Below are 22,185 nucleotides of genomic sequence, written 5' to 3' on the forward strand. Positions count from 1 at the left end.
TCAGCTGTAACTAGCCCTGCCCACTTCAACAAGCCCTGCCCACTTCAACAAGCGCTGTCTGCTGCAACAAGCGCTGTACCTAGGAGACTCATGGACCTCGGACTGGCCGGGCGCGCGTATGCCGTCACCGGCGCCAGCTCGGGCGTCGGCCTGGCGACGGCGGCGTTGCTGCTCGCCGATGGTGCTCACGTGGCGGCCTGCGCCCGCGACGCCGGCCGGCTCGCCGCCGCGCTGGATCCGCTGCCGCGCGCCGGGGGAGCGCGGGTGTACGCGCGGTCCTGCGATGTGCTCGACGGCGACGCGGTGACCGCGTTCGTCGGCGGCGCGGCGGAGGCGCTGGGCGGGCTCGACGGGGTGGTCAACAACGCGGGCCGGTCGCTGATGGCGCCGGTGGGCGAGACCACCGAGGCGCAGTGGCGCGAGGAGTTCGAGCTGAAGATCTTCAGCGTGCTCCATCTCGTCCACGCGGCCGAGCCGTACCTGCGCCGCTCGGACGCACCCGCGATCGTCAACGTGAACGCGATCCTCTCGCGCCAGCCCGAGTCCCGCCTCGGCGCGACCTCGGCGGCGCGCGCGGCGCTGCTCAACCTCACCAAGACGCTCTCGTCCGATCTGGCCCCGATCCGGGTCAACTCGGTCTGCCTCGGGCTGATCGACACCGGTCAGTGGCGCCGCCGCTACGAGTCGGCGGGCACGGGCCTGTCGTACGAGGAGTGGAGCGCCGAGCTGGCCGCCGCGCGCGGTGTCGCGCTCGGCCGCCTCGGCCGCGCCGAGGAGGTCGCCCATCCCATCGTCGCGCTGCTGTCGCCGCGCGCGTCCTACATCACCGGGTCGTCCATCGACGTCGGCGGAGGAGTCGCCAGGTATGTCTGAACGATCGAACGGCGGTGACCTGCTCGTCCAGGTCCTGCGCGCGTACGGCGTCGGCACCGTCTTCGGTGTGGTCAGCGTCCACAACCTGCCGCTGGTGGAGGCGGTGGAACGGGACCTGCGCTTCGTCGCCGTCCGGCACGAGGCCGCCGCGGTGAACGCCGCCGATGCCCACGCCCGCGTCTCGGGCGGCCTCGGCTGCGCCCTGACCAGTACCGGAACCGGCGCCGGCAACGCCGCAGGCTCGCTGATCGAGGCCCTGTCGGCCGGAAGCCGCGTCCTGCACGTGACCGGCAACATCGACAGCGCCTACCTCGGCCAGGGACGCGGCGTGATCCACGAGACCAAGGACCAGCTCACCATGCTGACCGCGGTCTCCAAGCACGCCGAGACCGTGCCGTCCGCCGGTGCGGCCGCCCGGATCCTGTACGAGGCCGCCGCAACGGCGCTTGCGCTGCCGCAGGGACCGGTCAGCGTGGAGTGGCCCATCGACCTCCAATACGCCGCACAGAGCCTTCGATACGCCGCACAGAGCCTTCAATGCGCCGTACAGAGCCTCGATGGCTCTCCCGCGTCCTCGGCCGAGCCCGACAACGCTTCCGAGGGGCAGGCTGAGGGGCTCGCGGAGGCGGTGGAGGCGCTGGCGGTGGCTCGCCGGCCGGTCATCTGGGCCGGTGGCGGTGCCCGTACGGCCGGGGCCGAGATCAAGGCACTCGCGGAACGGCTCGGAGCGCCGATCCTCACCTCCAACGCTGGGCGCGGGACCGTATCCGAAGATCACGAGCTGGTGGTCGGGAACTTCGCCGCCCATCCCGCCGGACAGGCGCTGCTGGCCGACGCGGACCTCCTCCTGAGCGTGGGCACGCACTTCCGGTCGAACGAGACCAGGCACTACAAGCTCGAACTGCCCGTACGGCACGTACAGATCGACGTCGATCCCGCCGCCCTCGGCCGGGCCTACCCGATCACGACCGGCCTGTGCGGCGAGGCGTCCCGGATCCTGGCCGACCTCCTGGCCGGTCTTTCCTCTGCTCTGCCCTCTGTTCTCGCTTCCGATCGCTCCGCCGATCTTTCCGCCGATCTTGCCCCCGATCTTTCCGCTGATCTCCCTGCCGGTCTCTCCGCCGATCCCCCCGCAGAAGCGGCAGCCGAGGAAGGCTGGCGGGCGCGCGCCGTGGACGGCCGCCGGATCGTACGGGAGAGGCTGCGCGCCGACATCGGGCCGTACGCGAAGATCAACGACGCGATCCGGTCGCATCTGGATCCCGCCTCGCCGATCGCGCGGGACGTCACCATCCCCTCCAGCCAGTGGGGCAACCGGCTGCTGCCGATCCTGGATCCGGCCACCAACGTGTTCCCGCTCGGCGGTGGCATCGGGCAGGGGCTGGCGATGGGCATCGGCGCCGCGACGGCTCGGCCGGACGTGCCCACGCTGGTGATCGCCGGGGACGGCGGCCTCTCCGTCCACCTGGGCGAGCTGGCGACGCTGGCGCAGGAACGGCCCTGGCTGGTGCTGCTCGTCTTCAACGACGGGGGCTACGGCGTGCTGCGGAACATGCAGGACGTTCACATGGAACGGCGCTCCGGCGTCGACCTGTTCACGCCCGACTTCGAGGCGCTCGCGCGTTCCATGGCCATGCCGTATGCGCTCGTCCAGGACGCCGGCGCCTTCGAGGAGGCGTTCGGCAAGGCCGTCGCGGCCCGCGAGCCGTACTTCCTGGAGGTGGACGTGACCTCGGTCGGGCCCACCCCGGTGCCTTTCGTGCCACCGGTCCCCATCCCTAAGGCGGGGTGATGGGACACCTTTCCCATGGCCCGGCCAATAGAGGACGCCGGGTCCTGCAGACGGCCGCGCCGCTTTTCGTACGAGAGCCATGGCCCGGTGTCCCTGTACGGGGCGGGGTGGTGGTCCTGCACGACGTCCTCGGAGTCACCGAGCACGCCGAGGACGTCTGCCGCCGCCTGGCCCGGGACGGCTGGCTGGCGGTCTCCCCGTACCTCTACTACAAGCGCGGCGGGCCGGCCTTCGACGCGGACGATCTGTCCGTGGCCCGCAGGGAGATGGAACGTCTCCGTGCGGACGACCTCGCCGTCGACCTCAACGGCGCCGTCTCGTACCTCCGGGGTAAAGGGCTCACGGAAAGCGGCCCCACCGGTGGGGGCCTCACTGGCGGAGGACTCACCGGCGGGGGCGTCACTGGTGGAGGCGTCTCCCGGGTGGCCGTGGTGGGCTTCAGCATGGGCGGCTACCTGGCCACCTGGGCGGCGGCCCATCTGGACGTGACGGCCGCTGTGGCGGTGAGCCCGTCCGGGGCCGGGGAAGCGCCCTGGGATGGACTGCCGCCCTTAGAGAAGCTGCTGGCCGGGCGTCACGCCCCCTGGCTGGGGCTGCTGGGGGAGAGAGATGAGCAGACGATTGCCACGGTACCGGTGGATTCCGTGGTGACGGTCCCTGGCGCGGCGCACGGGTTCTACCGCGCCGGTCTCGCTCCCGCGCTCTGGCAGCGCATCGCGGCATTCCTGGATCAGGCGCGTATCGAAGTCCCGGCCCAGCGGTGCTCGCCTGGCGGCTCGCACCCCTGACCGTGCCTTGGGTGAACGCGACATCGCTTTGCGATCTGCCCGGGGAGGCTCCCCTTCGGCGTCGCCTCCCCGGGCAGGTAGCGCGCTCGCGCGGTGGCTGAGGCACGCACTGGGGGAGACCGAACCGGTCGGGTACACCAATTGGTTACGACCAAGTTATTGACCACCAAGATTCTTGGCGCTTAGTCTCTCTCGAAACGTGAGTACGGGCGCCTCAATGGCGCCCCACCTGGGGCTTCCCTCCCGCACGAGGTCCCGGGTGCTCGCCGTGATGAGGCAGGATGGAGCACGTATGACCGTCGTCTCAAGCACACCCCCCACGGTGGCGTCCATCGCCGCCCGGCTGGAGCGGCTGCCCACCTCGCGCTGGCATGTCAAGGTGCGGACCCTCATCGGCGCGGTCACCTTCTTCGAGGCGTTCGACCAGCTGCTGGTCGCCTCCGCGCTGCCACTGCTGATCAAGGAATGGCATCTGAGCACCGCCCAGGTGACGCTGGCGATCACCTCGGGCTCGGTCGGCATGCTGGTGGGCGCCCTGGTCTCCGGCTGGCTGGCCGACCGGGTCGGCCGGGTCAAGATGGTCGCGTTCGGCGTGCTGCTGACCGGCCTGTCCAGCCTGGCGATCGCGTTCGCCCCGGGCTTCCTGTGGCTGATCGCGCTGCGCTTCGTCCAGGGGCTCGGCATCGGCGGCGAGGTGCCGGTGGCGGCGACCTATGTCAGCGAGATCGCCAAGGCCCGCCATCGAGGCCGGTTCGTGCTGCTGTACGAGCTGGTCTTTCCGGCCGGCCTGTTCACGGCCACGGTCGTGGCGGCCTGGGTGGTGCCCAACTGGGGCTGGCGAGCCCTCTTCATCATCGGCGGCATCCCTGCCCTGGCCATCGCGTTCATGCAGCGCGGCGTCCCCGAGTCGCCCCGCTGGCTGGCCTCCAAGGGCCGCCTGAACGACGCCGACCGGGTACTGAACGGCATCGAGGCCGACGTCTCCCGTACCGCGGGGCCCCTGCCCGAACCAGAGGCAACACCGAAACCAGAGGCAACACCGAAACCGGAAGCCACAACCGAATCGAAGGCCGCGCCCGCACTCGCGAAATCCCCCGCCGACGGCATCCCCGACCGGCCCTCTGCCCGAACCCCTGCCCGGACCCCTGATCGGCCTCCTGGCCAGGCCCCCGACCGGGCATCCGACGGCGCCGCCCCGCCCCGGACGACGCTCCGCGACCTGGTCTCCGGCGTCTATCTGCGCCGTACCGTGGTGGTCTCGGCCCTCTGGTTCTTCGGCTACTTCGTCAACTACGGCATCACAGCCTGGCTGCCGACCCTCTACACCAAGGTCTTCGAGATCCCCCTCGACAAGGCCCTGCACTACAACCTGTGGACCAACGCCGCCGGCTTCCTCGGCTGCCTCACCGTGGCGCTGTTGGTCGACAAGGTCGGCCGCCGGGTGGCGCTCGCCTTCGGCCTTGCCGGGGCGGCGGCCTCACTGGGGACGCTGGCGGCCCTCGGCGCCGTGTCGGCCGGCCAGGTGGCGGTGTGGGCCTCGGTGGCGGCGTTCTTCGTCTTCGCCACCAACGTCTCGCTCTACCTCTACACGCCGGAGTTGTACCCCACCCGCAGCCGCGCCCTCGGCTGCTCGATGGGCGGGGTCTTCAACCGGCTGGGCGTGATCATCGGTCCGATCGTGGTCGGCAACCTGGTGGGAGCCGGCGCGAGCGCCGCCACGATCTTCGCGGTGCTCGGCGCGGTCGCACTGGCCGGAGCCGTGGCGGCCCTGTTCGCCGTGGAGACACGAGGCCGGACGCTGGAGGAACTCTCCCCGGAGGTCTGATTCGGATCGCTGCCACCGAATCGGCCAACCCGCGCAACGCGGCCCAGGAGAACCCCTGGGCCGCGTTTGCGTGGCACCTCTGGGGCTGGTGCCCCAACCTGGCTGGAATGTCGTTCGGCACGCGATGCGAAAGAATTGGTATAGGGAAACCATCGAAATTCTTGACAGCCACTCGCGCCTCCGACTTAATTGACCAGAGGATCAAGTCGACCCACGGCTTAATTCGACTCGCACACAGCGCCACAAACAGCCCAACCCAGCCCACCGCGCACTGCACATCGCTGCACACAGCCGAACTCGGCACTGCACATCCCATGGCATGGACGGCATGGCATGGCATGGCATGAACACTGTCCTGCACTGGATACCGCACGGCACTGAACTCCGCACTGCACTGCACTGCACATCGCTCCGCACAGCGAGGATCCGATGCGCGAACGCCCCCTTGTCACCATCACGGCCGCGGTCGGCGGCCTGGTCCTTCTCTCGGCCGTGGGGGTGTATGCGTTCTCCCGGATCGCCGGTTGCGCCGCCTATGGTGCGGTCACACTCGATGTCGCGGCAGCGCCCGATATCGCGCCCGCCATCGCCGTGGCCGGAGAGCGATTCAACAACGCCCGTCATCGCGTCGACGGCGAATGCGTCCGCGTGCGGATACGTGCCGCCGATCCGGCCGCCATGTCGCGGGTGCTCATGGGGCAGAGCAAGGCCCCGAGCAGGCCCGATGTCTGGATCCCCGACTCGACCCTCTGGACGTCCCTGGTCCGCACGTCCACGCGCGGTGGGCGGCCCTTCGAGATCCGGCCCACCTCCGTCGCGTACACCCCCGTCGTCCTCGGCATGGCCAAACCGGGCGCCGACTCCTGGAACGCCCTGCTGAGACCCGCCGCCGAGGCCGAGCGCCGGCAACTGCCCGACCCGTCCCACAGTGCCGTCGGCATGGCCGTCCTGGCGGTCGCCGAACGGCTCCTGGCCGACGCCCCGGACCGCGTGGTGGCGTTCACCAGCCTGGCCCGGGCCATCCGCGAGAGCAGCGTGCCCACGGTGAACGCGGCGTTCACCGGCGGCAGCGGCCCGGTGGTCGCCACCGAGCAGGCGATCCTCGACCACAATCGCCGCGTCAAGACCCGCCAGGCCGCCGCCGTCCATCCCCGCGAAGGCACGCTGTGGCTGGATTACCCGTTCACGATCACGACCGATGACGGTACCCGCCGCCGTACCGCACGCCAATTCGAAACGGCCCTGCGCGGTAAGGACTCCAAGGCGGACATACGCGCACATGGATTTCGCAACGACCTGAAACCACCACCCCAGGTACTGCCCCTTCCCACGGACGTACGGCGCCTCCTGCAGTCTTATGCGCGCCTTTCCCTTCCCACCCGTCTGCTGGTGCTGTTCGACATCTCCGGCTCCATGGGTGAAAAGGTCGCGCCGGGCGTGAACCGCCTCCAGGCCACCGCGCAGGTCGCCCAGGGCGGCCTGCAACTGCTCGCCAACGACAGCGAGCTCGGCATCTGGGCGTTCTCCACGGAGCTGGCCGGCGAACAGGACTGGATCGAGCAGGTGCCGATGGCGCCGCTCGGCGAGCGGATCGGCTCGGTCACCCACCGCCAGCGCATCCTGTCCGAACTGGGACGGCTGCGGGTCAAGCGCGGCGGCGACACCGGCCTGTACGACTCGCTGCTCGCCGCGTTCCGGATGATGAAGCGCACCTACCGGCCGGAGATGGTCAACACCGTCCTGCTCTTCACCGATGGCCGCAACGAGGACGACAACGGCCCGAGCTTCTCCGACACCCTGGCCGACCTGCATCTGGAGTACGACCCGGCCCGGCCCGTCCAAGTGATCCTGCAGGGCTACGGCGACAACGTCGACGTCGGCGACCTCGAACAGCTGGCCAAGGCCACCCGCGGCATCGTTCAGGTCGCCCGTACACCGGAGGAGAGCCAGCGCCTCCTCCTGGAGGCCATGTCCCGCCGAGTCTGCACCCCCAACTGCTAGGCAGTGTTTCTGAAGACCCGGCCCAGTGCACTCGCCTGGCGGCTCGTTCCGTGACCGGTTCTTGTGCGAGCGCGGCATCGCTTCGCGATCTGGCCGGTGAGGCTCGCCTTCGGCTTTGCCTCCCCGGCCAGGTAGCGCGCTCGCGCGGTGGCTGAGGCCACTTTGAGACGGGCCCTAGCCCCTCCCCACTGCCAGTGCTCCTCACTGCCGGTGCTCCTCGCCTTCCACCATGTCTCGCCTCCGAGCGCTACTCGAACGCCCGCATGACGCCCCGCCCGCATCACGCCCCGCCCACCTGTCGCCGATCCCTCCGAGCGCGCCGCCCGGACCGACCATCACTCCCGATCCTCTGATATGCCCGATCCCTCCGAGCCGCTACTGTCATGGCTTCTGGGGTAAACATCGCTTCTGGGATAGACGCTGCTTCTGGGGCAAAGGGGAGACGGTGACTGATTTCGAGTTCGTGGACTCCCACGTCCACTTCTGGGAGCCCACCAGGCACGGGTGGTACACCGCGCTGCGTGACTTCGCGCCCGACCTTTACCGCGACTACCTGCCCGCCGACCACGTCGCCGATGCCGCGGGAGTCCACCTGACCGGCATCGTGCACGTGTCGGCGACCACCGCGCCCCGGGCATTCCTGGACGAGACGCGCTGGCTGGACGAGCTGCACAGGAAGACCGGCGTTCCGAACGCCCTCCTCGGGACCATCGACCCGCACGGCCCGTTCGAGGACATCGAACGGGACCTGCGGGCCCAGGCCGAGAGCCCCGCGTTCCGCGGCATCCGGGTCCTGGCGGGCCTGGACCCGTCCGCCGAGGACACCGCACGCCTCTTCGCGCTGCTGGGGGACAACGGCTGGATCTTCGACCTCGTCGCCCACCCCGGCGACGTGGACGGCTTCGCGCGCGCCATCGAACGGGCCCCCGGCACCACGTTCGTCCTGGAGCACACCGGCTGGCCTTCGGGCGAGGGCTCCGAAGAGTTCCGTCACTGGCAGGAAGGCGTCACCCGCCTGGCCGCCCTCCCCAACGTGGACTGCAAGCTCTCCGGCCTCCCCATGGCCCTCGGCACCATGGACGCAGCCCGGCTGCGTCCCTGGATCGAGACCTGCCTGGATCTCTTCGGAGTCGAGCGTTGCTTCTTCGGAAGCAACTTCCCCGTCGACGGCCTCGCCGGTACCTACGCGGAGATGATGGAGGCGTACCAGAAGATCACTTCCCAGCTCTCAGTGGAGGACCGCCGCGCCCTCTTCGCCACCAACGCCCGCCGCCGCTACAACATCTAGGCTGCTGTGTTTCCAAAGCCCCGGCCCACGGTGCTCGCCTGGCGGCTCGCATCTGACCGGTTCTCGTGCGAGCGCGGCATCGCTCCGCGATCTGCCCGATGACGCAGCAGATTGAGGCGTCGTCGGCACGGCGGGCCGCAGGTGGGACCCAATGGGCCGCGGGTGGGTGAGGGCTGTTCAGAAGCTGTTCAGGTAGAAGCGGGTGCCTTGGTCGTCGGTGCATTCGGCGAGGGCGCCATAGGGCTGGTGTTGCGGGTCGGAGGCGGTGCCGCCGGCGGCGCGGACTCGGGCCACCGACGTGTCGATGTCGGCGACCGCGTAGATGGGGACGGCGGTCGGGCGGTCGTGGCCGCCGTGCATGCCGGTCATGGGGCGGACCTCCTCGCCGTGGACGCGGACCGACCAGCCGTCGACGACGCTCCCCGGGACGAACGTCCAGTCCAGGACCGTGCTGAAGAAGGCGCGTGCGCGGGTGGAGTCGGGGACCTCCAGGGTCAGGTACGTGACCTCGCCCGATGCGGGGGTGGGGGAGGCCGATCCCGGCTCGCCGCTGTCCTCGTACACCGCGAAGGCCAGGCCCTGGTCGTCGGTGCACATCGAGATCCGGCCGTACGGCTCCTGTTGCGGCTCCTCGGCCTCGCCTCCGGCGGCGCGGACGCGGTGGACCGCTTCGTGGACGTCGTCGACCGCGAAGCACAGGAACAGCGTGCGGTGGTCCTGGCCGCCCTGGACACCGATGTGCTGGCGCAGGCCTTCGACCTGGCGGCCCTCGGGAACGCTGCCCGGGGCGAAGCGCCAGTCCAGGACGGATCCGTAGAAGGCGGTGGCCCGTTCGGCGTCCGGAAGCCAGAGGGAGACGTAGCCGATGTCGCCATGGCGGGGACCCGAGGTGGGTGAAGTGATCATCCAGCGGTGGCCGAACGGGTCGGTGATCACGCCGTTGCGGCCGTGCGGGTAGTCGGCGACGGGACGGGCGAGGCCGGCGCCCTCGTCGACGGCGCGGGCGACGACCGCGTCGACGTCCGGGACGGTGAGGTAGACGGACTGGCTGGGGCCGCCGCGTGTGCGGGGGGCCAGCAGATCGAGCTCGGGCCACTCGTCGGCCAGCATCAGGATCGAGTCGCCGACGGCCAGCTCGGCATGCCCGAGCCGGCCGTCCTCCATCATCACCGGCTCGCCTTGCGGGTGGGCACCGAAGACCCGTGCGTACCAGCCGAGAGCGCGCCGGCCGTCGTCGACGCAGAGGTACGGGGTGAGCGATCGGATCTCCGCCTTGCGGGCGGATGCGGTGCCGGTGGCCGTGGTCTCGGTGTCGCCGGTGGTCGTGGTGTCCATGATGTCTCCCGTGGGTCGCAGCAGCGCCTGGCGCACGCGCTCGCGTAGCCGGGCGGCGAAGATCGGATCGGGGTCGGCCGGGGTGATCGGCGCGCGGAGGGCCTCCAGCGGGTCAGCCATCGCGGCCCTCCTTTCCAGGGCGGTACTCGTCTCCAGAGCGGTGCTCGTCTTCAGGGCGGTGCTCGTCGTAGGCGCGGCGGAACGCGGCCCTGGCCCGTACCAGCAGGGCCTCGGTGGCGTGCAGGGTGCGCCCCAGATGGTCGGCGACCTGCGGCACCGGCAGCCCGTCCAGGTAGCGCAGGGTCAGCGCGGCCTTGTGGTGCGGGCCCAGCGTGGCCAGGACGTGCCGGGCGACCAGCGCGTCCAGATGCTCGTCCCAGGGGTCCTCGGTGCCGGACCGGCCGCCTTCGACCGCACGGAGACTTCGCTCCTCGCGTGCCGCGCGGCGCCAGTGGTCGGCCAGCTTGTGCCGGGCCACCCCGACCAGCCAGGCGGCCGACAGCGCTGGCGGGACGTCCTTGCGTACGGCCTCGACCGCGGCCAGGAAGGTCTCCGCGGTGAGGTCCTCGGCCAGCGCCCGCCGCCCGCATCGGGACAGCAGGTAGCCGTAGACCTCGGGCAGCGCCTCGTCATAGAGCGCGAGTAGCGCCGGGCCCGGGTCCGGCACGACCTCCTGCCTCCCCATGCCCCTCCATCGTGTGGCGGCCCGCTTCTCCGACGGGCGGGGACGGAGTTTCTTCTACCCTTCCGTTTCCACCTGGGGGTCTTCGTTCCACCAGTTCTGCATCCTTTCCGCTCGTTTCCTCCTCTCCGCCCTATGCTCTGAGCTCCAGGCTTCCCCCAGCTCCAGGCCTTCCCCTGAGCTCCAGGCCTTCCCCCAAGCCACTGGTTGCCCTCAATCCTGTGCTCCCTCGGTGAGGTGATCCAGCGGCGAGGGCCAAGCGCCTGCGGTCACGGAACCGCGGAGGCACGCAGATACGCAGATGCGCCTAACGGAACGAGATGGCTCCGGGGTAGTGGCCAGAGGCGCAGGTGAAGCCGAGGCGGCCGGGTTCGGGCGTGCCCAGGTCGAGGCGGGTGTCGCCGGTCTCGGGAAGCATCCGTTCCAGGCCCTTGGACGGGATGGTGAACGCGCGGGTGCAGCCGCGGTTGCCGTGCGTCCGTACGACCAGGACCGTGCGTACCCCCGAACGGGCCGTCACGAGCGCGGGCCGGTAGCCGCGGTCGGCGGCGCCGATGGTGATGACCTGGGTACCCGTGCTGTCGGTCATGACGTTGCGGGCGGTGGCGGCGCCGGCCGGCCCGGGCAGCCAGCCGCCCAGCCGGAGCCCGGACAGCAGCGTCCAGCCCGCGACGGCGACCAGGGCGACGCCGACGAACGCCGTCAGCCGCCCGCGCAGGACGGCCATGCCGCGTCCGAGACCCATGCCGAGCAGGGCCGCGACGGGTGCGGTGCCCAGGACGAAGCCGGCCATCACGGCGGCCCCCGCGAGCGCGGAACGTGAGGTGATCGCCAGCAGTTCGGTAGAGAGAGTGACCCCGCAGGGCAGCAGGACCGTGGCCGCGCCGAGTGCCGCGGGCCGGCGCGTCCGTGCGCGGCGCGGGGGAGCGGTAGCACAGTGTTCCGCTCCTGTGCCGGGTTCCGCTCCTGAGCAGTGTTCCGCTCCTGAGCCGATTGTCGAACGGTGGAGCAGGCGGCGGGCCGGCGGGAAGCCGAGCAGGTCCAGCGCGAAGACGAGGATCACGGCGGCCGCGGCGAGCATCAGCGCGGCCCGTGCTCGCGGACCCGGCTGTACGGCGGCGCCCACGATGCCCAGCAGGGCGCCCAACGCCGTATGGGTGACGAGCTTCGCCGTCAGGAAGGCCGTGACCGGGACGGCGGGACGCGGTGCGTCGCGCACCGCCCCGGTCAGCAGCCCCAGCTGGACCGCCGCACACGAGCCGCCGCCGGCCAGCAACCCGGTCCCGGCGCCCGTGAGGAAGAGCACGGCGGCGTCGCCCATCAGGGTCCCCGCTCCTGTCCGGCCTATTCGCGGCCCTGTCCGCCGGTGTCAGCCCTGCTTGTAGTAGCTGTGCTTGTAGTGGCTGTGCTTGTAGTAGCGCTGCCGGTGTATCCGGCTTCGTGCTCGTCGGAAGGGTGCCACGTACTGCTCCTTTCCGGGGCGATCCCCCGGCACTCGGGATCCTTACCCTCAGGTGCCGTACATGTCATGGCGGCGGACCCAGTGGAAGATGCCCTCCTCTTGGCGTCCCACGCAAAGGCGATGTTGTCCTGACCCACCTGTACGGACCAGGCGCGTTACGCGAACTCATCGCCACATACGAAAATCTTTTCGAACGCCGCCATCCGATGAGTTCCCTTACGCGACGGGGTCAGTAAGCGCGAAAGGAGCCTGCATGATGATGAGTGAGCGGGACGCGACGGCGCTGCAGAGGTACGGCGTGGGGCTACTGGAACGAGCGGTGGCCTTCACGCTGGAGACCCTGGACGCGCCGCCGCCGTTCACCGCGCGGGACCTTTACCGACCCACACCCTGCGAGGGCTGGGACCTGGGGATGCTGCTGCAACACATGGACGACTCGCTAGCCGCACTGCACGAGGCCGTGAGCACGGGTACGGTCCAGTTGTTTCCGCACCCGGGTGAGTGTCCGCAGGATCTCGTGGGCGCCGTACAGGACGGTGCCGTACGCCTGCTCGAGGCATGGCGCGACGCCGATCGCGCCGACCGCGTCATCACAGTGGCGGGCTGCCCAATACGGGCGGGGGTCGTGGCCGGTACGGGGGCCGTCGAGTTGGTCGTGCACGCTTGGGACGTCGCCTGGGCCCGGGGTGGCGAGGCCGAGATTCCGGCCCCGCTCGCGGAACGGCTGCTGCGCCTCACACCGCTGCTCGTACCCGGTCACGCCCGTTCCGGCCTGTTCGCGCCACCGATCGCGGCATCTCCCGGGTCCCCACCCAGTGACCGGCTGATCGCCTACCTCGGCCGCGACCCGCGCATGGCCCATGCTCGTACGGCATAGGGCGCGCTCGCGCTCCGTACGGCGAGGTCGGGCTTGTACGGCCAGGTCACGCTTGTTCGGTCAGGTCAGGTTGTTCGGCCAGGTCAGGTTGTACGGCGAGGCCGGGGCACGTGCGGTGAGGTCAGGCGCGGACGGCGTAGGTGCGGACGCCGCCTGTCTCCGCGGAGTCCAGGACGCCCTGGTCGACCAGGACGTCGAGATGGGCGTCGATCTCCAGGATGGCCAGCATCTGGCTGAAGCCGTCCAGCTCGTCGAGCTTCTTCTGGCGACGGGTCCACGGCATCGCCCGGGCGACCTCGTACGCGGTCGCGTGACCCGCTCTGACCTGGGCCGCGGCGACGTTCAGCCGGGCCTCGTGGTGCTTGATCAGCTCGTCGATCCGGACGTGCGTGCTGGCGGTCACCGCGCCGTGCGCGGGCAGCAGCAGCGTGTCGGGCATGTCGCGGACGAGCCGCAGCGAGTCCAGGTAGCTGCGCAGCGGCTTGGGCTCTGGCGCGGCCTCCAGGCCGATCGACGGCGAGATGTGCGGCAGTACGTGGTCGCCCGAGAACAGCAGGCCGGCGTCGGCGTCGCGGAGCACGATGTGGCCCCGGGTGTGCCCGGGCGTGGCGAACACGTCCAGGCCCCGGCGCTTGAGCGCGATCCGCTCGCCGTCGTCCAGCCACCCGTCGGGCGTGCCGTCGGGCCAGTCGCCCTCGCGCTCGCCACGGTCCCAGCTGAGGACCTCATCGGCCAGGTCGGCGGCACCGCAGCGGCGCAGCAGTTCGGCCTGGCCGGAATGGCTGGGGCCGCCGGCCGCGGCGGTGGCCTCGATCGATGGGCGCTCGCCCCGGCCGATCCTGACCCGGGTCCCGAACGACTGGCGGAGAGTCAGCGCCTGCGAGTAGTGGTCGCCGTGCGCGTGCGTCACCAGGAACTGGCTGACGTCCTCCAGCCGGTGCCCGAGCGTGCGCAGTGCGGCGCCCAGGGCGGCGCGGCTGTCGGGCATCGCCCAGCCGGAGTCGACCAGGACCGGTCCTGCGGGGTCGTCCACCACGTAGACGTTGACGGAATGCAGGGAGGGGATGGGGAGTTCCAGCGGGATCCGGTGCACGCCGGGGGCCACCGGGTGCGCCCCCGGCTCGGTCCAGTCCGCCGGTTGCTCAAAGGCCGGTACCGCCACCGCGCGCCCCCTCGATTTTAGAATCACGTTCGGGAGAACGGTACTTCATGAGTGTTTCCGCTTTGTACGCCGGGGTCCGGGATCGGGGTGCTTCCCGGCCGGCGTGATCACTCGTCCTGGACCTTGCGGCGCGCCTTGGCGGCCGCCTCGGCGGCCTGGTCACGCCGGTGCTCGACCTTCTCCAGGTGCCGCTCGGCCGTCTCCTGGCGCCTGATCGCCTTGTCCAGTTCCCGGCGCAGCCGTCCAGCCTCCGCGTCGGCCGACTTGCGTTCCTCCTGGGCGTCATAGACCTCCGCCTCGCGTTCCGCCAGTTCCCGATCGGCCTCCTCTGCCTTCTTGCGCGCCCGCTCGACCGCCGCGGCGGACCTGCGCGGCCGTTCCTGCCTTTCCGGCTCTGCCTTTTGCTGTGCCTCTTGTTGTGCCTCTTGCTTCTCTGCCTCTGCCTCTGCCTCTGCTTCTTGCTCTTGTTCTGTCGCTCGCTCCCGCCGGACCCCTTGCTCTGCCTTCTGTCCTGCCCCTTGCCGTGTCTCAGCTTTCGCCTTCTTTTGCCGGGGAGCCGGCGAGGCTTGCGGCGCGGGGAACCCGGCCGGGACGAATCCGGTATGGCTCCGCGGCTGGGTCAGACGGCCCTGCCTGACCTCGTCCGCTACATCGGCGTCCACGGTCGCGGCCTGCAGGGTGTCCTCGACCTCTCGTACGGCGGGGTCCCGCAGCGGATGGCCGCCCTCCTCGGCCAGCTCCCGTGCCCTCCGTACCAGCAGCGCCACCAGCTCGCCGCGCCGCTGCTCCAGCCCGCCGATGCTCCCGCCCGACGACCACGCCTCGCGCATCTGCGTACCGACGTCCAGGAGCCACCCCAGCTCCTCCCCGGCGGAACGGGACAGCAGGTTGACCGCCCAGGCGGGCAGCGTCGGCCGGCGCAGCGCCCCGATCTTCTTCGCGAGCGCGGCGTCGCCCGCCGTCTTGGCCTCCTGTACGAGGCGCTTGCGCGTGTCCATGAAGTCGTCCGGGGCGACCCCGTAGAGATCATGGGCGGCGCTGGAAAGGTCCACGTGCCGGTCCTACCCGCGCAGGGCGTCCAGCACGAGCCCGAGCAGCCGTTCCGGTCGTCCGGAATCGGCGCCGTCCTGCCCCCTGGTGGCGAGTGCGACACCGACGACGAGGTCGATCATGTCGACGGCCGAGACGTCGGCGCGGGCGGTTCCCGCGCGCTGGGCCCGGTCGAGCAGCCCGGCGGCGGCGTCCCTGATCGCCTGGTGGCAGTCCATCCCGAGATCCGCGGTCTCCTCGGCGATCAACCGGCCGGCCAGGCCGTGATCGGTGCTCGCGTGCGCCAGGAACGCGCGCAGCCACTCGGTCAGTGCCTCGTCCGGCGGCGCGGTGTCGCGAAGCTCCGCGGCCCGGGCGCTCAGCCGCTCGATCCGGTCGGCGAGCACCGCGGCCTGCAGTGCCGCCCGGGTGGGGAAGTGCCGGTAGAGCGTTCCAGGGCCGATGCCCGCGCGCCGGGCGATCTCGTTCAGGGACGCTCCGGGCCCTTCGGCGGCGAAGGTCTCCCGGGCGACCTCGACGATCCGCTCCCGGTTGCGCAACGCGTCCGCGCGCGGTGTCCGTCCCTGTCCGGGCCGTCTCTGTGGTGCCGTCATCGGCCCGGTCCCCTCTCGCCGTCATCCGTTGCTGTCGATTGTTGCGGTCGTCCTCCGGCCGCCTGACCCGTCCTCGCCTGGCCAACCCCGGCTGGCCGATCTCGCCTGTCCAACCTCGCCTGGCCAATCCCGGCTAGCCAAACGGAGAGGTTCTCCGTATCGTAGCCGACATCAACCGGAGAACCTCTCCGGTTAAGTGCCTGTGAGGGCTGAACGCGCGGGCGGATTAAGGCCCGAGCGGTCACGAATCACGATCGAAGTGTTCGAGGAGAGCGACGATGACCGATGATGTACGCCGCGGCCTGGGCCGTGTCGGGGTGTGGACGTTCGCGTTCGAGGGGCAGCCGGCCGGGCGGGTCCGCGAGGCGGCGGCCGAGATCGAGGAACTGGGGTACGGGGCGCTGTGGTTCGGTGAGGCGTTCGGCCGGGACACGGTCGGGCAGGCCTGGCTACTGCTGTCGGCGACGAGCCGCATGGTCGTCGCATCGGGCATCGCCAACATCGCCTTGCGGGACCCGATCGCCATGGCCACGGCCGAGCGCACGCTGGCCGAGGCGTTCCCTGGCCGGTATGTGCTCGGGCTCGGCGGCCACCGCGTGGACGACACCCCCGGCCAGTTGGACGGCTACACGCTCCCTCCCTGGGCCGCGCGGTCGCGACCATGACCGATTACCTGGACCGGATGGACGCGCTGCCCGTCCACTCCGTACCGCCGGAGGTCCCGCCGCGCCGGGTCCTGGGAGCTCTCGGCCCGAGGATGCTGGATCTGGCCGGCCGCCGGACGTGGGGAGCGCATCCGTACTTCGTTCCCGTGAGCCACACCGTACGGGCCAGGGCGATCATGGGCCCGGACACGTTCCTCGGAGTCGAGCAGGCCGTCGTCCTGGACACCGATCTCGACCGGGCGCGGGAGGTGGCGCGGGCGCATGTCGGCGGCTATGTCGAGGCGGCGCCGCACCAGACCGCGAACCTGAGGCGACTCGGCTTCGGCGACGCCGATCTGATCGGCGGGCCGAGCGACCGGCTGGTGGACGAGATCGTCGCGTACGGGGACGCCGAGACGATCCGCAAGCGCGTCCTGGAGCATCTGGACGCTGGTGCCGACCACGTGTGCCTGCAGGTGCTCACCGCCGACCCGGCCGCACTACCGCTGCCCGAATGGAGGGAGCTGGCGGCCGCCGTCCTCTGAACGGCAAGTCCCTGACGGCCGAGTCTCTGAAGGCGATTGAGGTCTTGCCCGACCGCGCGTACAGGCGGACAGTCGCAGATGGGCGGCGGAAGGGCGAGGAGACCCATGGGACAAGAGGAGCAGGAGGCCCCGGACGCCCCACGGGCGGCCGTGGGGGCGGGCGCCGCGCGGGCCGTCGGGATCAGCAAGGTGTACGGGGCGGGCGATACCGAGGTCAGAGCCCTGGACGGGGTGACGGTGGCGTTCCCCGAGGGCCGCTTCACCGCCGTGATGGGGCCCAGCGGCTCGGGAAAGTCCACGCTGCTGCATTGCATGGCCGGGCTCGACCGGGTCAGCGGCGGCGAGGTATGGATCGGCGACACCGAGCTGAGCCGGCTCTCCGACCGCAAGCTGACACTGCTGCGCCGCGAACGGGTCGGGTTCGTGTTCCAGGCGTTCAACCTGATCCCCACCCTCACCGCAGAGGAGAACATCGAGCTGCCCCTGTCGATCGCCGGTGAAAAACCGGACCGGAGCTGGCTCGAGCGGGTCGTCGCGCAGCTGGGTCTCGGCAAGCGGCGAGGGCACCGTCCCACCGAGCTGTCGGGCGGCGAGCAGCAGCGGGTCGCGGTCGCCCGCGCGCTGCTGTCGCGGCCGACGATCGTGTTCGCCGACGAGCCGACGGGCAACCTCGACTCCCGTACGAGCGCGGAGCTGCTGACGTTCATGCGGCGCTCGGTGGACGAGTTCGGGCAGACGATCGTGATGGTCACCCACGATCCGAGCGCCGCCGCGTACGCCGACCGGGTGCTGTTCCTGGCCGACGGCCTGATCGTCGAGGAGATGGAAGGCCCGACGGCCGAGAAGGTCCTGGACTTCCTCAAGGACCTCGACCACGGGACTCTCGACCACGGGGACGCCGACTACAGGGACGCCGACCACAGGGACCTCGGGGAGTGATGCGGCATGTGGCGGTTCACGTTCCGCAGCCTGCTGGCCCACAAGCTGAGGTTGGCGCTCACCGGGCTCGCGATCGTTCTCGGGGTCGGCTTCGTCGCGGGCACCTATGTGCTCACCGACACCATCGACAAGACGTTCTCGCAGCTGTTCACCGACGTCACCAAGGGCATCGACGTCGCGGTACGCGGTAAGGAGTCGTTCACCACCCAGGGCATGGAGAACCGGACTCCGGTCCCCGACGCCGTGCGCGACCGGATCGCCGGGGTCGAGGGCGTCCAGGCGGCCGAGGGCAGCGTGGTGGGGTACGCGCAGTTCATCGGCAAGGACGGCAAGCCGGTCACGACGGGCGGGGCACCGACACTCGGGCTGTCGGTCTACACCACCCCCGAGCTCCAGCGCTCGGTCTCGCTGCGCAGCGGTCGGCTGCCCGCCGGCCCCGGCGAGGTCGTGGTGGACGTCCGCACGGCGGAGAAGCAGGGCTTCAAGGCCGGTGACCGGATCCGGATCCTGTTCCAGGGACCGCCACGCGAGTTCACCGTCACCGGCCTGGTGGGCTTCGGCGAGGCCGACAACCTGGCCGGCGCGACGCTCGCGGGCTTCGATATCGGTACCGCGCGGCAGGTGCTCAACCGGCCGGGGGTCTTCGACGAGATCGACGTCGTCGCGGCGCCCGGGGTGAGCCCCGAGGAACTGCGCGACCGGATCCGCGCCCGGCTCGGCCCGTCCTACCAGGTGCTGACGGGGGAGGAGTTCGCCGAGGAGAACGCCCGCGCGGTCGGCGCGTTCACCGGATTCATCAACATCGCGCTGCTGTCGTTCGCGTTCGTGGCGCTCTTCGTCGGCTCGTTCATCATCGTCAACACCTTCTCGATCATCCTGGCCCAGCGCGCCCGCGAGCTGGCCCTGCTGCGCTGCCTGGGCGCCTCCCGCAGGCAGCTGCTGTGGTCGGTGCTGACCGAATCCGCGCTGGTCGGGCTGGTGGCGTCGCTGATCGGGGTCGGCGCCGGCATCCTGATCGCGCTCGGCCTGCGGGAGCTGTTCGCCGCGCTCGGCGGCGACCTGCCCACCACCTCGCTCCAGGTCAGGCCACGTACGATCATCGTGGGACTGGCCGTCGGGATGGTGGTCACCGTTCTGGCCGCGCTGCTGCCCGCCCTGCGGGCCACCCGCGTACCGCCGGTCGCCGCCGTCCAGGAGGCGACGATGGCCGCGCCCGCCCGGATCGGCAAGGTACGGATCGCGCTGGGAGCCGTCCTGTCCGCGGCCGGCGTCGCGCTGCTGCTGGCCGGCCTGTTCACCGGCGGCGCCGGCAACCCGCTCGCCCTCACCGCCGCCGGCGCGGTCGTGATCTTCCTCGGTATCGCCGTGCTCAGCCCGCTGATCGCCCGCCCGCTGTCCCGCGTGCTGGGCTGGCCGTTCGCCCGCTGGGCCGGGCAGCCCGGCAAGCTCGCCCGGCAGAACGCGATGCGCATCCCGCGCCGGACCGCAGCCACCGCCGCCGCGCTGATGATCGGTCTGGCGCTGGTCAGCCTGGTCACGATCCTGGCCGCGTCGATGAAGGAGTCGGTGACCCGCGTCCTGGACGAGACGGTCGCCGCCGACTACATCCTGACCGGCCCGTCCGGCGGCATGGCCGGCTTCAGCCCCGATGTGGTGGCACGCCTGTCGGCGCTGCCCGAGGTCGAGGCGGCCGCCGGACTGCGGCCCGGAGCGTTCAAGCTGGACGACGGCAGGACGCAGGGGCTGATGGGCGTGGACCCGGTCGCCTACGCCGGTACGGTCCGTACCGAGTCCACGTCCGGACGCCTCGCCGACCTGGCCTCGGGCGGACTGGCCATCAGGGAGGACACCGCCGAACAGCACGGCTGGAAGGTCGGCGACACCGTCACCCTGCGCTTCCCCGTCGGCGGTCCCGAACGCCTCCCGATCAAGGCCATCTACGAGGACAACCAGCTCAACGGCGCGTACCTGCTCGCCATGCGCGACTTCCAGCGCCACTACGCCGACCAGCTCGACGTCTTCGCGTACGTCAAGGCCAAGCCGGACGTCACACCCGCCGCCTCCCGCGCGGCCGTCGACCGCGTCGTCGCCGCGTACCCGGGAGTCGAGGTACGCGACCAGGCCGAATACAAGAAGACCCAAGCCGACCAGATCGACCAGATCCTGATCCTCTTCTATGTCCTGCTCGCGCTAGCCGTGGTCATCGCGTTCATCGGCATCATCAACACCCTCGCCCTGTCCGTCCTGGAACGCGTCCGCGAGCTGGGCCTGCTGCGCGCCGTCGGCATGACCCGGGGCCAGTTGCGCGCCATGATCCGCTGGGAGGCCGTCATCATCTCGGTGCTGGGCGCCGTCCTCGGCCTGGCCATCGGCGTCTTCTTCGGCTGGACCATGGTCACCTCCCTGGACGAGGAGGGCATCACCGAGTTCGCCCTGCCGGTCGGTACCCTGCTCGCCCTGGTGATCGCGGCGGGCCTGGTCGGCTTCGTCTCCGCCGTCCTGCCCGGCCGCCGCGCCGCCCGCATCGACGTCCTGAGAGCCATCACCACCGAGTGACCTGCAGCCATCACCACGGAGTGTCCTACGAACGGAGCCACCTACGAACCGAGCGACCTGCAACCAGGTGACCGACGAGTGAGGCGACCTGGCAATCCGATGACCTACGAGCGCGGCGACCTGGCAACCCGGCGACCCCCGGCGACCTGGCAACCCGGTGTCTTGGAAACTCGGCTCTGCCAACCGGCGACTCTGCGAGCCCGACCTGGTTACCAGACCATCTGGTTACCCGACCACCTGGTAACCAGGCGGCCTACAACGAGCGCGACCAGTGCTGGCCGACGAGGTCATGGCCGAAACTCCGATGCGGTTCCTCGTCGACCAGCTCGAATCCGGCGGCCTGGTAGATCCGCCGCGCTGACACCAGCACGTCGTTGGTCCACAGGGTGATCTCCCGGTATCCGGCCTCCTGGGCGAACCGCAGGCACTCGTCCACCAGCCGGGATCCGATGCCCAGCCCGCGAGCGGACGGGTGCACCAACAGGATCCGGAGCTTGGCCGTCCCCTCGCCGCCGTCGACGCAGAAGACGCATCCCACCCGCCGTCCGTCCACCTCGGCGATCCAGGCCGCCTCCCGTACGGGATCGTTCTGCTCGGCGTAGTCGGCGACGATCCGAGCCACCAGGGCCTCGAAGCCCCCGTCCCATCCGAACTGCTCCGCGTAGACCTCGCCGTGGGCCTGCACCACCCACCCGAGGTCACCGGGCTCGCCCAGCGGCCGCACCGTCACCGGCGTACTTGTCACCTGAGTTCTGCCGGTAGTGCGCATCCTGCACCAGCTCCCACTGACACGACTGTTTCAGTACGGCTACGGTAACACCATGGCCAGCGACGAGCCCGTCCCTTCCGCACGCCGTACCGAACTGCTCGAACGCGCCTACCGATACGCGCTCGAGCACGGCCTCGCCGAACTGTCGCTGCGCCCGCTCGCCGCGGCGATCGGCTCCAGCCCCCGCGTGCTGCTCTACTTGTTCGGTAGCAAGGACGGCCTCGTGCGCGCCCTGCTGGCTCGTGCCCGCACCGAGGAGATCGCCCTCCTGGACGGCCTCCGCGACCGCGCCGGCCAACGCCCCATCGGCTTGGAGACAGCGGCCGATCAGCTCTGGACCTGGCTCGCCGCCCCAGCCCGCCGACCGCTGCTCACCCTGTGGGTCGAGGGCTACAGCCGTTCGCTGCTCGGCAGCGACGGCCCCTGGGCCGGCTTCGCCGCCGCCAGCGTCGACGACTGGCTGACCGTCCTCGCCGCGACCCAAGCTCCCGGCGAACGCGCCACGGCACCAGGCGAACAGCACCGCACCCTCGTGCTGGCGATCCTCCGGGGCGCCCTGCTCGACCTTCTCGCCACCGGCGACGAACAACGCACCACCGCCGCCGTCCAAGCCCAACTCGCCGCCCTGCGCCCGACCCGATCTCGCAAGGCGTCCCGCCCGACCACGGCCGAAAGTCCCCGCCGCTGAGGGCTCCCACCGTCTGAGGGGTGCATTCCCCGCCCTGCTAGGCCACCTGGTTCGCCTGCCCCACCGCTCCCGGGCCCTCGGCGCAGGTGCGCGCCGAATCAGGCGGAGAGTCGGCAATCAAGTACTCCCGGACGATCAATGAAATACGCCTTGCGATCAAGAAACTACTCTAGGTAGTCTTAGAACGTGAGTTCGAGAGTGATGGATGTGGAGTCGCTGACCACCGGTGAGCTGGTGGCCGCAGCGGCGTCGATCGCCGCCGAACTCGCCCGCCGCGGGCCTTCGGCCGCAGAACTCATTTCAGAGCGCATCTCAA

At 70.7% G+C, this 22,185-nt stretch carries 19 protein-coding genes; 12 read left to right on the forward strand and 7 right to left on the reverse strand.

Going from position 1 to position 22,185, the window contains the following annotated elements:
- The first annotated feature begins 90 nt into the window (after positions 1-90).
- The 6 genes from ACH34Q_RS40975 (at position 91) to ACH34Q_RS41000 (ending at position 8,567) form a co-directional block, all read left to right on the forward strand.
- Positions 91-873 (forward strand): SDR family oxidoreductase, encoded by a 783-nt coding sequence (locus ACH34Q_RS40975; protein ID WP_395988595.1) that lies wholly within the window; start codon positions 91-93, stop codon positions 871-873.
- Positions 866-2,665, forward strand: a complete 1,800-nt coding sequence (locus ACH34Q_RS40980) for a thiamine pyrophosphate-binding protein (RefSeq protein WP_395988596.1) — start codon at positions 866-868, stop codon at positions 2,663-2,665. The genes ACH34Q_RS40975 and ACH34Q_RS40980 overlap by 8 nt, the downstream gene beginning before the upstream one ends.
- Before the next feature lie 110 nt (positions 2,666-2,775).
- Positions 2,776-3,453, forward strand: coding sequence for a dienelactone hydrolase family protein (locus ACH34Q_RS40985; RefSeq protein ID WP_395988597.1), 678 nt, complete (start codon positions 2,776-2,778; stop codon positions 3,451-3,453).
- Between the two features lie 292 nt (positions 3,454-3,745).
- The gene (locus tag ACH34Q_RS40990; protein ID WP_395988598.1) at positions 3,746-5,278 is read left to right on the forward strand and encodes an MFS transporter; all 1,533 of its coding nucleotides are present in this window, start codon (positions 3,746-3,748) and stop codon (positions 5,276-5,278) included.
- Between the two features lie 429 nt (positions 5,279-5,707).
- Entirely contained in the window at positions 5,708-7,279 is a 1,572-nt protein-coding gene (locus ACH34Q_RS40995; protein ID WP_395988599.1) for a substrate-binding and VWA domain-containing protein, read from the forward strand.
- Positions 7,280-7,724: 445 nt separating this feature from the next.
- Positions 7,725-8,567 (forward strand): amidohydrolase family protein, encoded by an 843-nt coding sequence (locus ACH34Q_RS41000; RefSeq protein ID WP_395988600.1) that lies wholly within the window; start codon positions 7,725-7,727, stop codon positions 8,565-8,567.
- A 177-nt stretch (positions 8,568-8,744) separates the two neighbouring features.
- Here the strand turns inward: ACH34Q_RS41000 and ACH34Q_RS41005 are convergent, their stop codons facing one another.
- The 3 genes from ACH34Q_RS41005 to ACH34Q_RS41015 all read right to left on the reverse strand — a co-directional run bounded on the left by ACH34Q_RS41005 (position 8,745) and on the right by ACH34Q_RS41015 (position 11,905).
- A complete protein-coding gene (locus ACH34Q_RS41005; RefSeq protein ID WP_395988601.1) occupies positions 8,745-10,022 on the reverse strand; it encodes a VOC family protein in 1,278 nt (425 codons plus the stop codon).
- Positions 10,015-10,587, reverse strand: coding sequence for an RNA polymerase sigma factor (locus tag ACH34Q_RS41010; protein ID WP_395988602.1), 573 nt, complete (start codon positions 10,585-10,587; stop codon positions 10,015-10,017). Before ACH34Q_RS41010 ends, ACH34Q_RS41005 begins: the two co-directional genes overlap by 8 nt.
- A gap of 304 nt (positions 10,588-10,891) precedes the next feature.
- The gene (locus ACH34Q_RS41015) at positions 10,892-11,905 is read right to left on the reverse strand and encodes a sulfite exporter TauE/SafE family protein (RefSeq protein WP_395988603.1); all 1,014 of its coding nucleotides are present in this window, start codon (positions 11,903-11,905) and stop codon (positions 10,892-10,894) included.
- 394 nt (positions 11,906-12,299) lie between these two features.
- Here ACH34Q_RS41015 and ACH34Q_RS41020 point away from each other — a divergent pair, with 394 nt between their 5' ends.
- On the forward strand, positions 12,300-12,923 hold the full coding sequence (locus ACH34Q_RS41020) for a TIGR03086 family metal-binding protein (RefSeq protein ID WP_395988604.1): 624 nt from the start codon (positions 12,300-12,302) through the stop codon (positions 12,921-12,923).
- 121 nt (positions 12,924-13,044) lie between these two features.
- Here the strand turns inward: ACH34Q_RS41020 and ACH34Q_RS41025 are convergent, their stop codons facing one another.
- From ACH34Q_RS41025 to ACH34Q_RS41035, 3 genes are all read right to left on the reverse strand, one after another.
- Positions 13,045-14,085: an MBL fold metallo-hydrolase gene (locus ACH34Q_RS41025; protein ID WP_395988605.1), complete on the reverse strand. Its 1,041-nt coding sequence runs from the start codon at positions 14,083-14,085 to the stop codon at positions 13,045-13,047.
- 107 nt (positions 14,086-14,192) lie between these two features.
- The gene (locus tag ACH34Q_RS41030; protein ID WP_395988606.1) at positions 14,193-15,137 is read right to left on the reverse strand and encodes a hypothetical protein; all 945 of its coding nucleotides are present in this window, start codon (positions 15,135-15,137) and stop codon (positions 14,193-14,195) included.
- A gap of 9 nt (positions 15,138-15,146) precedes the next feature.
- Positions 15,147-15,728, reverse strand: coding sequence for a TetR/AcrR family transcriptional regulator (locus ACH34Q_RS41035; RefSeq protein ID WP_395988607.1), 582 nt, complete (start codon positions 15,726-15,728; stop codon positions 15,147-15,149).
- Between the two features lie 278 nt (positions 15,729-16,006).
- Here ACH34Q_RS41035 and ACH34Q_RS41040 point away from each other — a divergent pair, with 278 nt between their 5' ends.
- The 4 genes from ACH34Q_RS41040 to ACH34Q_RS41055 all read left to right on the forward strand — a co-directional run bounded on the left by ACH34Q_RS41040 (position 16,007) and on the right by ACH34Q_RS41055 (position 20,412).
- Complete coding sequence (locus tag ACH34Q_RS41040; protein WP_395988608.1) at positions 16,007-16,393, forward strand: LLM class flavin-dependent oxidoreductase; 387 nt, start codon at positions 16,007-16,009, stop codon at positions 16,391-16,393.
- Positions 16,390-16,917 carry a hypothetical protein gene (locus ACH34Q_RS41045; protein WP_395988609.1) on the forward strand — a complete coding sequence of 176 codons (528 nt, stop codon included), beginning with the start codon at positions 16,390-16,392 and terminating at the stop codon, positions 16,915-16,917. The genes ACH34Q_RS41040 and ACH34Q_RS41045 overlap by 4 nt, the downstream gene beginning before the upstream one ends.
- A 105-nt stretch (positions 16,918-17,022) precedes the next feature.
- Complete coding sequence (locus ACH34Q_RS41050) at positions 17,023-17,856, forward strand: ABC transporter ATP-binding protein (protein ID WP_395988610.1); 834 nt, start codon at positions 17,023-17,025, stop codon at positions 17,854-17,856.
- A gap of 6 nt (positions 17,857-17,862) precedes the next feature.
- Complete coding sequence (locus ACH34Q_RS41055; protein WP_395988611.1) at positions 17,863-20,412, forward strand: ABC transporter permease; 2,550 nt, start codon at positions 17,863-17,865, stop codon at positions 20,410-20,412.
- 253 nt (positions 20,413-20,665) lie between these two features.
- Here the strand turns inward: ACH34Q_RS41055 and ACH34Q_RS41060 are convergent, their stop codons facing one another.
- Positions 20,666-21,142, reverse strand: coding sequence for a GNAT family N-acetyltransferase (locus ACH34Q_RS41060; RefSeq protein ID WP_395988612.1), 477 nt, complete (start codon positions 21,140-21,142; stop codon positions 20,666-20,668).
- A gap of 91 nt (positions 21,143-21,233) precedes the next feature.
- Between ACH34Q_RS41060 and ACH34Q_RS41065 the strand changes: the two genes are divergently transcribed.
- Positions 21,234-21,869, forward strand: coding sequence for a TetR/AcrR family transcriptional regulator (locus ACH34Q_RS41065; RefSeq protein ID WP_395988613.1), 636 nt, complete (start codon positions 21,234-21,236; stop codon positions 21,867-21,869).
- The last annotated feature ends 316 nt before the right edge of the window (positions 21,870-22,185 follow it).

Origin of the sequence: Actinomadura sp. 9N407 (assembly GCF_044326315.1) — a bacterium.
Classification (GTDB): domain Bacteria; phylum Actinomycetota; class Actinomycetes; order Streptosporangiales; family Streptosporangiaceae; genus Spirillospora.

Excerpts from the sequence above, each read along its gene's own strand:
- ACH34Q_RS40975 (WP_395988595.1), top strand. The coding sequence starts at position 91 with ATGGACCTCGGACTGGCCGGGCGCGCGTATGCCGTCACCGGCGCCAGC.
- ACH34Q_RS40980 (WP_395988596.1), top strand. The coding sequence starts at position 866 with ATGTCTGAACGATCGAACGGCGGTGACCTGCTCGTCCAGGTCCTGCGC.
- ACH34Q_RS40990 (WP_395988598.1), top strand. The coding sequence starts at position 3,746 with ATGACCGTCGTCTCAAGCACACCCCCCACGGTGGCGTCCATCGCCGCC.
- ACH34Q_RS40995 (WP_395988599.1), top strand. The coding sequence starts at position 5,708 with ATGCGCGAACGCCCCCTTGTCACCATCACGGCCGCGGTCGGCGGCCTG.
- ACH34Q_RS41005 (WP_395988601.1), bottom strand. The coding sequence starts at position 10,022 with ATGGCTGACCCGCTGGAGGCCCTCCGCGCGCCGATCACCCCGGCCGAC.
- ACH34Q_RS41010 (WP_395988602.1), bottom strand. The coding sequence starts at position 10,587 with ATGGGGAGGCAGGAGGTCGTGCCGGACCCGGGCCCGGCGCTACTCGCG.
- ACH34Q_RS41015 (WP_395988603.1), bottom strand. The coding sequence starts at position 11,905 with ATGGGCGACGCCGCCGTGCTCTTCCTCACGGGCGCCGGGACCGGGTTG.
- ACH34Q_RS41020 (WP_395988604.1), top strand. The coding sequence starts at position 12,300 with ATGATGATGAGTGAGCGGGACGCGACGGCGCTGCAGAGGTACGGCGTG.
- ACH34Q_RS41035 (WP_395988607.1), bottom strand. The coding sequence starts at position 15,728 with ATGACGGCACCACAGAGACGGCCCGGACAGGGACGGACACCGCGCGCG.
- ACH34Q_RS41040 (WP_395988608.1), top strand. The coding sequence starts at position 16,007 with ATGACCGATGATGTACGCCGCGGCCTGGGCCGTGTCGGGGTGTGGACG.
- ACH34Q_RS41045 (WP_395988609.1), top strand. The coding sequence starts at position 16,390 with ATGACCGATTACCTGGACCGGATGGACGCGCTGCCCGTCCACTCCGTA.
- ACH34Q_RS41050 (WP_395988610.1), top strand. The coding sequence starts at position 17,023 with ATGGGACAAGAGGAGCAGGAGGCCCCGGACGCCCCACGGGCGGCCGTG.
- ACH34Q_RS41055 (WP_395988611.1), top strand. The coding sequence starts at position 17,863 with ATGTGGCGGTTCACGTTCCGCAGCCTGCTGGCCCACAAGCTGAGGTTG.
- ACH34Q_RS41065 (WP_395988613.1), top strand. The coding sequence starts at position 21,234 with ATGGCCAGCGACGAGCCCGTCCCTTCCGCACGCCGTACCGAACTGCTC.